We start from the raw sequence: 14,273 nt of genomic DNA on the forward strand, positions 1-14,273 counted from the left end.
TTGTTCCGCTCTTGGGCGACCGCGAACACTCCCTGAGCAACCACACAGCAGCGGGCCACAGAACCCGGTGAACCTATGCGGTCAGAGCACTAGCGACGCAGCCCGTGGTGGGGACCCGACCCCAGGCCGAACCGGAGTCGGCACATGGACCTAGGCACGGTCCCCTCTCCGCGCCGAGCGGCCTGTGCTGCCGTGGGGCGGATCGGTGCTCTTCTCCGGCCGGGCGCTACCGCATGTGCTGGTCCAGGAAGGAGATGACGGTCGTCCAGGTCGGGGTCACCGGGCGGGCCGGGGTGCAATGCCCGTCGCGTGCCGTCTCCTCGTAGGCGCACTCGCGGGTCGCGTCGTCGCTGAGCATCTCGAAGAGCGTGCCGTGTGCGGCCTTCGGGAAGGAGATCAAGCGTGCCTCGTGTCCCGCGGCGGCCAGCCTGTCGTAGAGGAGTCGGCCCTGGTGGTGGGGGACGAGGGCGTCCGGCTCACCGTGGAGGATCAGCGTCGGCGGGACGGGGCGCTCGCCGATGTGGGTGAGCGGGTTGGCGGGGGCGATCTCGTCCGGGCGGCACTCCGTGATGGTGCGGCCGAGCAACCGTGACTCGGGGGAGCGCGGGTCGTTGTGACCGCCCGTGATTCCCATGATCGCGTTGAACTCCGCGCCGTCGTCCGGCATGTGCGCGTCCATCTGGAGGAAGTCGGTCGGCGGGTAGAAGGGGATGGCCGCCCGCACGGCGCTGGAGGGGCCGCGCACTCCGACGTCGCCCTCCAGCGCGGGGTCGTCGCCGGTCACCGCGGCCATCGCGGAGGCCCAACCACCGGACGAGTCCCCCATGATCGCGACGCGCTCGGGGTCGAGGCCGTACGTCTCCGCGTGGGCGCGGAGCCAGCGGATGGCGCCCTTGACGTCGTGGAGCTGGGCCGGGAACCGGGCCTGGGAACTGGAGCGGACGGACACGCCGGCGACGGCGTACCCGGCCGGGTTGAGTTCGGCGGCCACCTTGTCGGCGTCCCGGCGTCCGTTGTCCGCCAGCCAGGCGGAGCCGCGGGTAGAGATCACCAACGGCACGGGTTTCTCGGACCGGGGCACATACAGGTCGAGCAGATGGCCCTCGGTGCCGGCGGGCTGGGCGGGGGCGTAGGCGAGGGCCTTCATGATCTGCTCCTTCGGAGGGGGAGTCCAGGGCGCTCGGGGGGAGGGAGAGCGGGGTGGCGGCCCCGGACGGGGGCCGCCGCACATGACCACCGTTGTGGTCGAGGGGCTGGGGCGTCAGGCGTTCGGGGCGTTCGCGCTCGCTGTGGCCGGGACGGAGGCCGCCGTACGGGTGTTGCTCCGGCCGATCCGCTGGGCGAGGGGGACGAGGGCGATCGCGACCGCGCCCAGGAGTCCGGCGAGGGCGAAGGCGGTGAAGCCCCAGCTCTGGTTGCCGTTCGTGGCGAGGGAGCCGATCAGCCAGGGGCCGACGACCGCGCCGGTGCGGCCGACGCCGGTGACCCAGCCGAGCCCGGCGGCCCGCTCGCTGTCCCGGTAGACGGTGCCGGTGGCGGCGTAGACCATGACCTGTGCGCTGAACAGCCAGACCCCGGTGACGGCGACGACGGCGTAGGTCGCGCCGAGCGGGAGGTGATTGCCGAGCAGTAGCGCTCCGGCGGCGGTCAGCACGAACCAGATCGCCGACACCCGCACCGCGCCGAACCTGTCGGCGGTACGGCCCGCGATCAGCAGGCCGACGATGCCGCCCGCGTTGATCACCAGGAGGAAGCTGACCGAGGAGGACAGGCCGTAGCCCTCGGCGCGCATCATCTGCGGCAGCCAGGTGCTCACGCCGTAGACGAGGAGCAGGCCGCAGAAGGAGGCCAGCCACAGCAGCGGTGTCGCCCCGCGCGACTGCGGACGGAAGAGTTCGCGTACGGCGGCCAGCCGGCCCGCCGCGCCGGTGGCGGGGGCGGCGGTGACGGTGGGCCGGGGCAGCCCGAAGCGGTCGGCCACCGCGTCGGCCTTCTCGCGCTCGCCGCGCGCCAGCAGCACGCCCGGCGACTCCGGGAGCAGCTTCAGCAGGAGCGGTACGGCGATCACGGCCGGGAGCACTCCGGCCCAGAACACCCAGCGCCAGCCGGCGGCCGGGGCCAGGGTCAGCCCGAGGCCGGTCGCCGCCATCCCGCCGAAGTGGTACGAGGTCATGAGCAGGCCGGTGGTGAGGGCGGCCCGGCGCGGCGGCGCGAACTCCATGACCATGGCCAGACACAGCGGCATCAGACCGCCGAGGCCGAGACCGGAGACGAAGCGGCCGAAGCCGAACACGCCGACCCCCGCGGCCACGGCGCAGACCGCAGAGCCGACCGAGAACAGGGTCACGCTGGCCACCAGCATCATCCGTCGGCCCAGCCAGTCGGTGAGGTTCCCGGCGGTGAGCGCGCCGACGAGCATGCCGAACGTGGTCCAGCTGCCGATCGTGCCCGCCCCGGCCGGGGTCAGCCCGAGCCCCGGGTCGTCGAGCATGTGCGGCATGACGGCGCCGTAGATGTTGACGTCCATGCCGTCGAAGAAGACGGCCAGCCAGCACAGGGCCAGGACCGGGAACACGGTGCGGAACGTGTGTGGGGGGCGGTGTGCGGCGGACGTGGGGGAGTGGTTCATCTTCGTCCTTGGAGATGAGGCGGAGCCCCGAACGCAGGGCAGTGATTCCTCGTTCGTCTTCGTTCGTCTTCGTTCGCGTGGTGAACTGTGATTCACCGATGGCTGGCGACGAGTCTCGGTTCGGGACGGGCCCATGTCAATGGGGTGCGGGCGTACTGCCCACGCGGCGGAGCCGAACACCGTGGTTACCCGCCCGTAAGAGGGGAACTCAGAGCACACCACAAACCGCCGCATCCGCCCAGGGCGGGGCACCCCCTCCCTGCGGGCAGGCGCTCGGATCCCGAGGAGCGACCGTGACCATGTGCATCGGAGTGGAGGAGGAGTTCCACGTCCTGGAGGTGGAGAGCGGAAGGCTCGTCTCGCGTGCCGACGCGGTCCTGCGACGGCTTTCCAGACGAACCTTCACCACCGAACTGCATCAGTGCACGGTGGAGTCGAACAGCGCGGTGCACACGTCCCTGCACGACCTGTACACCGACCTCACCAGGACCCGACGGCAGCTCGACTCGGCCGCCTCCTCGCTGGGGCTGGCCGTGGTCGCCGCGGGTACCGCCCCGCTGGTACCCGCGGCCCTGATGCCCCCCACCGCAGAGGCGCGCTACCGCCGCATGGCCGAGGAGTACCGCAAGGTCGCCGACGAGCAGCTCATCTGCGGTGCCCAGGTCCATGTGGACGTGCCCGACCGCGACACCGCCGTGCGGGCCATGTGCGAGGTCTCGCCCTCGCTGCCGGTCCTGCTGGCCCTCTCCGCCAGTTCACCGCTCTGGCAGGGGGCCGACACGGGGTACGCGAGCTGGCGCACCCTGCTGTGGCAGCGCTGGCCCACCGCGGGGCCGGCCGGCTGCTTCCCGGGCGCGGCCGAGTACGACGCCGCGGTGGGCGACCTCGTGCGGGCCGGGATCATCAGCGACGAGGGGATGATCTACTACGACGTCCGCCCCTCGGCCCATCTGCCGACGCTCGAACTGCGCACCTGCGACGCCTGCCCGCACCCGGAGACCGTCGTCCTCCTCGCCGGACTCTTCCGCGCCCTGGTGACCGAGGCCCTCGAACGGCTCAGTCGGCGCGATGCCGCCGGGTGCGCCGGCCGGCACGAATGGCTGCGGGGCGCGTCATGGCGCGCCGCCCGGTCCGGGCTCGAAGGCACGCTCGTCGACCCCGAGAGCCGCCGGGAGGCACCCGCGCACCAGGTCGTGCGGGACCTGCTCGGCCGGCTGCGGCCCGCGCTGGAGGCGCACGGCGACTGGCACACCGTCCGGGAGCTGACCGAGGCGGCCCTCGCGGACGGCAGCGCCGCCCAGCGCATACGCCGTGCTGCCCAGGAGGAGGACCTGCTGGGCTGCGTCGACATGCTGATCGCCGAGACCCGCGGCGAACGCGGACACCGCACCCCGGTGCGGCGACCGCCCGACCGCGTGCTCGCCCCGGCCGTCGTCGCGCGCGATTCGCGCACCTCCGCCGGTCGCGGTTGCATAGACGGCATCGGGCGCTGACGTGCCGGTGAACGTCGCCGGGCCGCCCATCGGTCCTCGGTCGCCGGCGCATCGTGCCGACAGGGGCAGCAGCCCCCTCGGCGGGCCGCGCAGCCGTACGACGAAGGTCTTCTCCGCGTGCAGAAGGGGTTTCGTGATGTCTCGCACCACCGCCCAGATCCCGATCGAGGGGCGCATCCCGGCACACCCGCCGCGACGCGTCGATGCCGGGGAGCGGAAGGGAGGCGGACCGGCATGTGCGGTCTGACCGGGGAGGTCCGCTTCGACGGCCGGCGCGCCGACCTGGCGGCAGTCGAACGCATGAGCGGCAGTCTCGCGGCCCGTGGGCCCGACGGGCAGGGCACCTGGACGCGGGGCCCGGTCGCGCTGGGACACCGGCGGCTGAAGATCATCGACCTCTCGGACCGCGGCGCCCAGCCGATGACCGATGCCCGGGGCGAGGTCACCGGCGTCTTCAACGGCTGTGTGTACAACCATCCGGAGCTGCGCGAGGAACTGCGCAGCCTCGGGCACCGGTTCGCGTCGACGTCGGACACGGAAGTGGTGCTCAAGGCCTACCAGCAGTGGGGCACGGCCTGTGTCGAGCACTTCCTCGGCATGTTCGCCTTCGCGATCGTCGAGCACCGGACCGGCCGCGTCGTCCTCGCCCGGGACCGGCTCGGAATCAAGCCCCTGTACCTGGCGCAGACCCCGGGCCGGCTGCGGTTCGCCTCGACGCTGCCCGCCCTCCTCGCGGCCGGGGACGTGGACACCTCCCTCGATCCGGTGGCCGTCCACCACTACCTGAGCTGGCACGCGACCGTCCCCGCGCCGCACACCATGCTCAACGGGGTGCGCAAGCTCCCGCCCGCCACCGTGCGGGTCATCGAGCCGGACGGCACGCACCGGGACCACCGCTACTGGCAGCCGTCCTACACGCGCCGTGCCGAGTGCGCCGACATGGGCGCGGACGAATGGCGTGACGCGGTGCTGGACGGACTGCGCACGGCGGTGCGCCGCAGGATGGTGTCCGACGTGGAGGTCGGTGTCCTGCTCTCCGGCGGCCTCGACTCCAGCCTGATCGTCGCGCTGCTGGCCGACGAGGGCCAGCGTGACCTGAGGACGTTCAGCGTCGGCTTCGAGACGGAGGGCGGCGAGAAGGGCGACGAGTTCCCGTACTCGGACCTGGTGGCCCGCGAGTTCGGCACCGACCACCAGCAGCTGATGGTTCCCTCGGACCGCGTGTCCACGGCCCTGGACGGGGCGATCCGGGCCATGAGCGAGCCGATGACCAGCCACGACGTGGTCGCCTTCTACCTGCTGTCCGAGCAGGTGTCCAAGGAGGTGAAGGTCGTGCAGAGCGGGCAGGGCGCCGACGAGGTCTTCGCCGGCTACCACTGGTACCCGCAGCTGGCGGAGGTCCCACGCGAGGACGAACCGGAGCGGTACGCCGCGACGTACTTCGACCGCCCGCACGCCGACCTCGCCCGGGTCCTGCGGCCGGACATGCTGCCCCGCGACGACGTCTCGGGCAGCTTCGTGCGCAGGCACATGGCGGCACCGGGCGCGGAGACCGCCCTGGACGCGGCCCTCCGGCTGGACACGCACGTCATGCTCGTCGACGACCCGGTCAAGCGGGTCGACAACATGACCATGGCCTGGGGCCTGGAGGCCCGGGTGCCCTTCCTCGACCACGAACTGGTGGAGCTCGCGGCGGCCTGCCCGCCGGAACTGAAACTGGCCGACGGCGGCAAGGGCGTGCTCAAGGAGGCGGGCCGCAAGCTGCTGCCCCGCGAGGTCGTCGACCGCCCCAAGGGCTACTTCCCGGTGCCGGCCATCCGGCACATGGCGGGCCCTGTCCTGCAACGCGTGCGGGCGGCACTCGAGGCACCGGAGGCGAAGCGGCGCGGCCTGTTCCAGGAGTCGTACGTGGCCGAGCTCCTCGCGGCACCCGACGAGCACCGGACCAAGCGCGGGGCGAACGCCCTGTGGCAGATAGCTTTGCTGGAGATATGGCTGCAGACCCACGGAATCAGGTGACCGACGACGGGGGCACGCGGGTGGCGCAGGCCCCGTCGCCCGTGTTCGCGCGTCCCGGGACAGTCACCCCGTCCTCCGCCCGGCCCCCGGACAGCCGGACGGGGGACCTGCACCAAACGTCCCGCACCGCCGCCCCGGAGCCGGTGCCGTTGCCCGAGGCGGGCGGCCCGCGCGACGCCGTGACCCGGCTGCGCGCCCACGGCTGCTGGTACCCCTCGGCCAACGCCGACGGCACCGAGACGGCCTTCATCTGCGACCGGGGCGGCGTGCCGCAGCTGTGGGCCGGTTCCGTCGACGGCGACGAGGTGCGGCTCCTCGACTCCTCACCGGACCCCGTCAAGGAGGTGCTGTGGTCGCCCGACGGCCGCTGGATCGCGTACACCACCGCGCCGGGCGGCGGTGAGCACTCACGGGTGCTGTGCGTGCGGCCCGACGGCACCGGCCGACGCCTCCTGGCGGGGTCCGACCCGGCCAGTTCCGCCTATCTGGGGTGCTGGGCGCACGACAGCTCCTCCGTCGCCGTCACCTTCGCGGCACCCGCCGCCCCGCAGTACGAGGTCCTCACCGGACACGCCGCCACGGACCAGGAACCGGCCGACGGCCAGTTCGACGGCACCCGCCTCGCGGCCGAGTGGGCGGACCGGGACGGTCACGCGACCCTCCTCGGGCCGGCCGCCTACGACGCGGCACCGGGGCGGGAGCCGAGCGCGACCCCGACCGGCATCGAGACCCCCGGGGCCCCGGCGGTCCGGCCCGACGGGGGCCTGTCGGTCTACCTGATCGACCCCGACGGCCTCGCTTCCCCCGTCCTGCTGACCACGGAAACGCACGCCGCCTCGCTGCGGGTCTGCGATCTCAGCCGCGACGGTGGCCTCGCGCTGCTGCGCCGGGGGCCGCGCGGACGGCGCGAGGCGGTCGTCCGGCGCACCGCCGACTCGGAGACCACCTTCGCCCTGCCGGTCGCCGACGGCGACCCGTGGATCGGCCGCTTCTCCCCGGACGGGCGGACCCTGTGGCTGCGCAGCAACGCCGCCCGGGAGTACGCGGTGCTCCTCGCGGTCGCCCTGGACGCCGACGGCCGGTCACGCGGGGTGTCCCTCGCGGCGGAACGCGAGGGCAGCGACCTCGAACTCCTGACCTTGGCTCACGACGGCCGCACGGCCGCGCTGGCCTGGAACGTCCAGGGGGCGAGCGAGCTGGAACTCGTCGAGACCTTCCCGACCCGGAAGGGCCCGGACGGCACGGGTCCGGAACGACCCGTGCCCCTGCCCCACGAGGTTGTCACGCGCATGACGGCCGCCGGCACCGGGCGCCTGCTCCTCGCCCTGTCCGGGTCCCAGCGCCGACCGGGTGTCTGGTGGGCTCACGAAGGCGTGTCCATGCTGCGCACCCCCTGGTCCTCCCGGGACGAGGACGCCGTCCCGCCGGGCCGAGCACCGGTACGCCCCGTCCCCTTGCGTCTCACCGCGCGGGACGGGCTGCCCCTGAGCGGCTGGTACTACAGGGCGCCGGGGCGTGCCCGGGACGAGCCGGCGCCCTGCGTGATCCACCTGCACGGTGGTCCCGAGGAACAGGAACGTCCGGTGTTCCACCCGCTCTACCACGAGCTCGTGGGGCGTGGCCTGGACGTCTTCGCCCCCGATGTCCGAGGCTCCCTGGGACACGGCCGTTCCTTCGTCGACGCCGACCTGGGCGCGGGCCGCTTCGCGGCCTTCGACGACGTCGCCGACTGCGCGGGCCACGCGGTCATGGCGGGCCCCGCCGACCCGACCCGGCTGGCGGTCATGGGGCGGTCGTACGGCGGCTATCTGACCTTCGCCTCCGTCGTCTGGCACCCGGATCTCTTCCGTGCCGCGGTCGCCGTCTGCGGCATGTCGGACTTCCACACCTTCTTCGCCGGTACCGAGCCCTGGATCGCGGAATCGGCTGCTCACAAGTACGGCCACCCGGAACGCGACCGTGAACTCCTGCACGCCCTGTCGCCGATGGGCCGCATCGACGCGTTGCGTGTCCCGCTGCTCGCCGTCCACGGCGAGCACGACACCAACGTGCCGCCGGGGGAGTCCCAGCAGTTCGTACGCGCCGCGCGTGAGCGGGGCGTGCACGCCGAGCTGCTGACCCTGCGCGACGAGGGCCACGACTTCCTGCGCGCCGAGAACCGGCGCCTCTTCCGCCGTGCGGCCGCGGACTGGCTGCAGCGGCACCTGCACATGTGAGCCGTCCGCTGAACCGTCTACAGAGCCACCGCCATGGCGATCAGCCCGATCGCCACCAGCACCACCACCAGCAGGATCAGGGCGAGCGGCCCCGGTCCCCAGCCCCTGCGCAACTCGGACTGCGGATAGGAGATGCCGGACGTACTGCTCTCCTCGCCGGGCGGGGTCTCACCGGGTGGTACTCGGCTCCCGGGTTCGAGATGCGGGGTTCGAGTCGGCTCGGGTTCGGGGTTCGTCATGGCACACCTTCCTCTCCGGGACGGGTTGCCGCGTCCCGCTTCACCTGTCGGGGCACCATGCGGTCACCGAGTACCCGCAGCCGACCGGCTCCCACGTGCCCGGCCGGTCCGGACCGGCTGGGGAGGACCGATCCGGCGCGCCGTGGCACAGTGGCGCCATGTGCGGTCGTTACGCCTCCACCCGCAGCCCCGAGGACCTCACCCAGCTGTTCGGCGTCGCCGAGTGGCATCCGGAGGAGACCCTCGCACCGAGCTGGAACGTGGCACCGACCGACGAGGTCTGGGCCGTCCTGGAACGCGCCCCGCGCGGCGCCGACGAGAACGAGCCGGCCCGGCGTCGGCTGCGGCCGCTGCGGTGGGGCCTGGTGCCCTCGTGGGCGAAGGACGTGAAGATCGGCGCGAGGCTGATCAACGCGCGGGTGGAGACCGTGCACGAGAAGCCCGCCTTCCGCCGGGCGTTCGTCCAACGCCGCTGTCTGCTGCCGGCCGACGGCTTCTACGAGTGGGACGAGGTCAAGGACGGGAAGTCGGGCCAGGTCCGCAAACAGCCGTACTTCATCCACCCGCAGGACGGGCAGGTCCTCGCCCTCGCGGGGCTGTACGAGTTCTGGCGCGATCCCGGGGTCAAGGACGCCGACGACCCCGCAGCCTGGCTGTTGACCTGCACCATCATCACCACCGAGGCCACCGACGCGGCCGGCCGCATCCACCCCCGCATGCCGCTCGCCCTCACCCCCGGGCACTACGACGCCTGGCTCGACCCCGACCACCGGTCCACGGACGACCTGCGTGCCCTGCTCACCCCGCCCGCGGACGGCCACCTGGACGCACGCCCGGTCTCCCCGGCCGTGAACAGTGTCCGCAACAACGGCCCGCAGCTCCTGGACGAGGTGCCCGCCCCCTGACCTGCGGAAGGTGAGTTCTCGGTAAGGGTTGCCCGCGCAGAGGGCCCAGAGCCGCTTTTGATATCCGTTTTCATCTAGCGTGGACCCGAAGCCGGGACGGATCGGAGCTCGGCGGACCATTCGCCCTGCCCCGGAGGAATCCATGCCCGCGCCCGCGTCCCGACTGCTCGCCCCTCTGACAACCGGCGTCTGCCTCGTCTGCCTCGCGGGCTGCGGCGGTTCGTCCGGCTCCGGAGGTGACAACGATGCCGGGCAGAGCCCCGCCGCGGCGTCCGTCGTCCCGGTCGTCGCCTCGACGAACGTCTACGGAGACCTGGCCGAGCAGATAGGCGGCGCGAAGGTCCAGGTCACCTCGATCATCAGCGACCCCGACCAGGACCCGCACTCCTACGAGGCCAACACGCAGAACCAGCTGGCGCTGTCCAAGGCCAAGGTCGTCATCGAGAACGGCGGCGGCTACGACGACTTCGTCGACCGCATGCTGAAGAGCGGCGACTCGTCCGCCGACGTGATCAACGCGGTCAAGGTCTCCGGGAAGACGGCCCCGGCGGGCGGGGAGCTCAACGAGCACGTCTGGTACGACTTCCCCACGGTCGCCAGGCTCGCCGACCGCATCGCCGCCGCCCTGGCCAAGGCCGACCCGGCCGACGCGGCCACCTTCACCAGGAACGCCAAGGGCTTCGAGGAGAAGCTCAAGCCGCTGGAGCGCGAGGAAGCCCGGATCAAGGCCGGCCACGGCGGCGAGCGCGTCGCCATCACCGAGCCCGTGCCGCTGTACCTGCTCCAGGCCGCCGGGCTGCAGAACGCGACGCCCGAGGCGTTCAGCGAGGCCATCGAGGAAGGCGACGACGTCTCCGCCCGGACCCTTCAGCAGACGCTGGCGCTGTTCTCCGGCAAGAAGGTCGAGGCCCTGGTCTACAACGAGCAGACCTCCGGCCCACAGACCGAGAAGGCCGAGCAGGCGGCCAAGGCGGCCGGAATTCCCGTGGTCCCCGTGACCGAGACCCTCCCGCACGGCAAGGACTACCTCGGCTGGATGACCGCCAACGTCGACGCGCTCGCGAGCGCGCTGGCCAAGTGAGGCGGTCCGCCGTCGCCGACGACGCCGCGCTGATCAGCCTGAGCGGAGCGGCCCTGTCCTACGGCGACCGGGTGCTGTGGCACGACCTCGATCTCGATGTGCGGCCCGGCGAGTTCCTGGCCGTGCTCGGCCCCAACGGGGCGGGCAAGACCAGCTTCGTGCGCGCGCTGCTGGGTCAGCGCCCGCTGTCCGCGGGCACGTTGACGGTTCTCGGCCGCCCGCCCCGCAAGGGCAGCCGCCACGTCGGCTACGTCCCGCAGCAGGCGACGCTGTCCGCGCAGGCGCTGCTGCGCGCCCGCGACCTGGTCCGTTTCGGCATCGACGGGCACCGCTTCGGACCCCGGCCGCGCACCGGCGCCGTACGCCGCCGGGTGGACGAGGTCCTCGCCTCGGTCGGGGCCACGGCGTACGCGGACGTCCCCGTCGGACTGCTCTCCGGCGGTGAACGGCAGCGCGTACGCATCGGACAGGCGCTGGTGACCGACCCGCGGATCCTGCTCTGCGACGAACCGCTGCTCTCCCTCGACCTGCACCATCAGCGGGCCGTCACGGAACTGGTGGACGCCCGGCGCCGCTCGCACGGCACGGCGGTGGTGTTCGTGACCCACGAGATCAACCCGGTACTGGGCCTGGTGGACCGTGTGCTGTACCTCGCCCGCGGCGGCCACCGGGTCGGCACCCCCGACGAGGTGCTCACCTCCGAGGCGCTGTCGCGGCTCTACGGCACCCAGGTCGACGTCATCCGCGTCCGCGACCGCGTCACGGTCGTCGCGGTACCCGACGAGGCGGCACAGTCGCCGCACCACCCCGAACTGCCGCACGGAGCACGGCCATGACCCTCGCCGACGGGATCTGGCAGCAGATCTTCAACTTCGACCACTACGGCGAACTGCTCGCCCTGGTCCGCAACTCCCTCATCGCCGGTGCCGCGCTCGGTCTGGTCGGCGGTCTGGTGGGCGTGTTCGTGATCATGCGGGACCTGCCGTTCGCGGTGCACGGGATCAGCGAGCTGTCCTTCGCCGGGGCCTCGGCCGCGCTGCTGCTGGGCGTGAACATCGTGGCCGGCTCGATCGTCGGCTCGCTCGTCGCCGCCGGCACGATCGGGCTGCTCGGCTCCCGCGCCCGGGACCGCAACTCGGTGATCGGCACCATCATGCCCTTCGGCCTCGGGCTCGGCGTGCTGTTCCTCGCCCTGTACAAGGGCCGGGCGGCGAACAAGTTCGGCATCCTCACCGGGCAGATCGTCGCCGTCGACACCCCGCAGATGTCCTGGCTGCTCGGCACGTCGGCCGTGGTGCTCGTGGCGCTGGCGGTGCTGTGGCGGCCCCTCGCCTTCGCCAGCGCCGACCCGGAGGTGGCCGAGGCGCGCGGAGTACCGGTGCGTGCGCTGTCGTTCGCCTTCATGATCGTGCTGGGTCTCGCGGTGGCCCTGTCCGTCCAGATCGTCGGCGCGCTGCTGGTCCTCACCCTCGTCGTCACCCCGGCGGCCGCCGCGGCCCGGATCACGGCGTCGCCGGTGCTGCTGCCCGTCCTGAGCGTGGTGTTCGCGGTCGCCTCGATCGAGGGCGGCATCCTGCTGGCGCTGGGCAGCAGCATCCCCATCAGCCCGTACGTCACCACCGTCTCGTTCGCGATCTACCTCGTGTGCCGGGCGCTGGGAACGCGCCGGGTGCGCAAGTGGGGAGCCGTGCGGGCCACCTCCTGACATGAAGACATGAATGAGTCTTCATTCGTTCCTTTATCGTGGGGGCATGACTTCCACGCTCACCCCACCGTCGGCCGACGCCGCCGCGTCCGCGCGGGCCACGGCCGCGCCCCGGCGCCGTACCCGGCTGCTCGCGCTGCCGGAGGTCCGCTGGGCCACCGCGGCCACCACGCTGTTCCTGCTCGCGCTGCCCCTCCAGCTCGCCGGGGCACCCGCGTGGACCTGGGGCCCGCTGTACGCCCTGGCCTACGCCACGGGTGGCTGGGAGCCGGGCTGGGAAGGGCTCAAGGCGCTCAAGGACAGGACACTCGACGTCGATCTGCTGATGGTCGTCGCCGCGCTCGGCGCCGCCTCGATCGGGCAGGTCATGGACGGCGCCCTGCTGATCGTCATCTTCGCCACCTCGGGCGCCCTGGAGGCACTCGCCACCGCCCGTACCGCCGACTCCGTGCGCGGCCTGCTCGACCTGGCCCCCGCCACGGCCACCCGCGTCGCCCGCGACGGCACCGAACAGACCGTCACCGTCGAGGAGCTGACGGTCGGCGACACCGTCCTCGTCAGGCCCGGCGAACGCGTCGGAGCCGACGGCCGGGTGCTGGACGGCGCCAGTGAGGTGGACCAGGCGAGCATCACCGGCGAACCGCTCCCCGCCGCGAAGGAGCCGGGCGACGAGGTGTTCGCGGGCACCCTCAACGGCACCGGCGCCCTGCGCGTCCGCGTCGAACGCGACGCCTGCGACTCCGTGATCGCCCGGATCGTGCGGATGGTGGAAGAGGCGTCCGAGACCAAGGCGCCCACCCAGCTGTTCATCGAGAAGGTCGAACAGCGCTACTCACTGGGCATGGTGGCCGCCACGCTCGCCGTGTTCGGCGTCCCGCTCGCCTTCGGCGAGGAGTTCTCCGAGGCCCTGCTGCGCGCCATGACCTTCATGATCGTGGCCTCGCCCTGCGCGGTGGTCCTGGCCACCATGCCGCCCCTGCTGTCGGCCATCGCCAACGCCGGCCGGCACGGCGTCCTGGTGAAGTCGGCGGTGGTGATGGAACGCCTCGGCCAGGTCGACGCCGTCGCGCTGGACAAGACCGGCACCCTCACCGAGGGCACACCGCGGGTGGTCGACGTACGGCCGCTGCCGGGACGCGGCCCGGCCGAGCACGAGGTGCTGAGGCTCGCCGCGGCGGCCGAACACCCCAGTGAGCATCCGCTGGCCCGAGCGGTGGTGGACGCCGCGCGGGAGCGGCGTATCGACCTGCCCGCCGCGCGGGACTTCACTTCCGCGCCCGGGGTCGGCGTGCGGGCCGTCATCGAGGGCCGCACCGTCGAGGTGGGCGCCCCGGCCCGCCTGCTCGACGACCCCGACGGCGGGGTCGGGTCGCTCGCCGAGGAGTTGGAGGAGTCCGGCCGCACCGCCGTCGTCGTGGTCGTCGACGGCGACCCCGTCGGCGTGCTCGGCATCGCGGACCGGCTGCGTCCCGACGCCGCGGCCACCGTCGCCGCCCTCACCGCGATCACCGGCACCGCACCGACTCTGCTCACCGGCGACAACCCCCGGGCCGCCGCCCACCTGGCCGCCGAGGCGGGCGTCGAGGACGTGCGCGCGGGGCTGTTGCCGCAGGACAAGATGGCCGCGGTCAAGGAGTGGGAGGCGGCGGGCCGCAAGGTGATGGTCGTCGGGGACGGCGTCAACGACGCCCCCGCCCTGGCCGCCGCCCACATCGGCGTCGCCATGGGCCGGGCGGGCTCCGACCTCGCCCTGGAGACCGCCGACGCGGTGATCGTCCGCGACGAACTCGCCGCCGTCCCCGCCACCGTCGCCCTCTCCCGCCGCGCCCGGCGACTGGTCGTGCAGAACCTCGTCATCGCCGGGCTGTTCATCACCGGCCTCGTCATCTGGGACCTCGCCGGCACGCTGCCGCTGCCGCTCGGCGTCGCGGGCCACGAGGGCTCCACGGTCCTCGTCGGACTGAACGGGCTGCGCCTGCTGCGGGA

Annotated in this window: 11 protein-coding genes; 8 read left to right on the forward strand and 3 right to left on the reverse strand. The window is 72.9% G+C overall.

What is annotated here, in order from left to right; translation table 11 throughout:
- Nucleotides 1-226: 226 nt before the first annotated feature.
- Together ACFU95_RS49505 and ACFU95_RS49510 are read right to left on the reverse strand one after the other, a co-directional pair.
- A complete protein-coding gene (locus ACFU95_RS49505) occupies nucleotides 227-1,147 on the reverse strand; it encodes an alpha/beta hydrolase fold domain-containing protein (RefSeq protein ID WP_383844020.1) in 921 nt (306 codons plus the stop codon).
- Between the two features lie 114 nt (nucleotides 1,148-1,261).
- Nucleotides 1,262-2,629 carry an MFS transporter gene (locus ACFU95_RS49510; RefSeq protein ID WP_383844023.1) on the reverse strand — a complete coding sequence of 456 codons (1,368 nt, stop codon included), beginning with the start codon at nucleotides 2,627-2,629 and terminating at the stop codon, nucleotides 1,262-1,264.
- Between the two features lie 299 nt (nucleotides 2,630-2,928).
- Here ACFU95_RS49510 and ACFU95_RS49515 point away from each other — a divergent pair, with 299 nt between their 5' ends.
- The 3 genes from ACFU95_RS49515 to ACFU95_RS49525 all read left to right on the forward strand — a co-directional run bounded on the left by ACFU95_RS49515 (nucleotide 2,929) and on the right by ACFU95_RS49525 (nucleotide 8,357).
- Nucleotides 2,929-4,122, forward strand: a complete 1,194-nt coding sequence (locus ACFU95_RS49515) for a glutamate--cysteine ligase (RefSeq protein ID WP_383844052.1) — start codon at nucleotides 2,929-2,931, stop codon at nucleotides 4,120-4,122.
- Between the two features lie 234 nt (nucleotides 4,123-4,356).
- Nucleotides 4,357-6,141: an N-acetylglutaminylglutamine amidotransferase gene (locus ACFU95_RS49520; RefSeq protein ID WP_383844026.1), complete on the forward strand. Its 1,785-nt coding sequence runs from the start codon at nucleotides 4,357-4,359 to the stop codon at nucleotides 6,139-6,141.
- A complete protein-coding gene (locus ACFU95_RS49525) occupies nucleotides 6,114-8,357 on the forward strand; it encodes a prolyl oligopeptidase family serine peptidase (RefSeq protein ID WP_383844029.1) in 2,244 nt (747 codons plus the stop codon). The genes ACFU95_RS49520 and ACFU95_RS49525 overlap by 28 nt, the downstream gene beginning before the upstream one ends.
- Nucleotides 8,358-8,374: 17 nt before the next feature.
- On the opposite strand, the gene ACFU95_RS49530 is transcribed toward ACFU95_RS49525, so the two are convergent.
- Nucleotides 8,375-8,596: a DUF6480 family protein gene (locus ACFU95_RS49530; protein WP_383844032.1), complete on the reverse strand. Its 222-nt coding sequence runs from the start codon at nucleotides 8,594-8,596 to the stop codon at nucleotides 8,375-8,377.
- A gap of 158 nt (nucleotides 8,597-8,754) precedes the next feature.
- On the opposite strand from ACFU95_RS49530, the gene ACFU95_RS49535 reads away from it, so the two are divergent.
- The 5 genes from ACFU95_RS49535 to ACFU95_RS49555 all read left to right on the forward strand — a co-directional run.
- A complete protein-coding gene (locus tag ACFU95_RS49535) occupies nucleotides 8,755-9,501 on the forward strand; it encodes an SOS response-associated peptidase (RefSeq protein WP_383844035.1) in 747 nt (248 codons plus the stop codon).
- A 142-nt stretch (nucleotides 9,502-9,643) separates the two neighbouring features.
- Entirely contained in the window at nucleotides 9,644-10,582 is a 939-nt protein-coding gene (locus tag ACFU95_RS49540; RefSeq protein ID WP_383844038.1) for a metal ABC transporter solute-binding protein, Zn/Mn family, read from the forward strand.
- Nucleotides 10,579-11,418, forward strand: a complete 840-nt coding sequence (locus ACFU95_RS49545; protein ID WP_383844041.1) for a metal ABC transporter ATP-binding protein — start codon at nucleotides 10,579-10,581, stop codon at nucleotides 11,416-11,418. The genes ACFU95_RS49540 and ACFU95_RS49545 overlap by 4 nt, the downstream gene beginning before the upstream one ends.
- Nucleotides 11,415-12,287 carry a metal ABC transporter permease gene (locus tag ACFU95_RS49550; protein ID WP_383844045.1) on the forward strand — a complete coding sequence of 291 codons (873 nt, stop codon included), beginning with the start codon at nucleotides 11,415-11,417 and terminating at the stop codon, nucleotides 12,285-12,287. The genes ACFU95_RS49545 and ACFU95_RS49550 overlap by 4 nt, the downstream gene beginning before the upstream one ends.
- Nucleotides 12,288-12,333: 46 nt before the next feature.
- Nucleotides 12,334-14,273 (forward strand): heavy metal translocating P-type ATPase (locus ACFU95_RS49555; protein WP_383844049.1); only part of this gene is annotated, 1,940 nt, incomplete at its 3' end.

It is taken from the genome of Streptomyces sp. NPDC057623 (assembly GCF_042800355.1).
GTDB lineage: Bacteria > Actinomycetota > Actinomycetes > Streptomycetales > Streptomycetaceae > Streptomyces.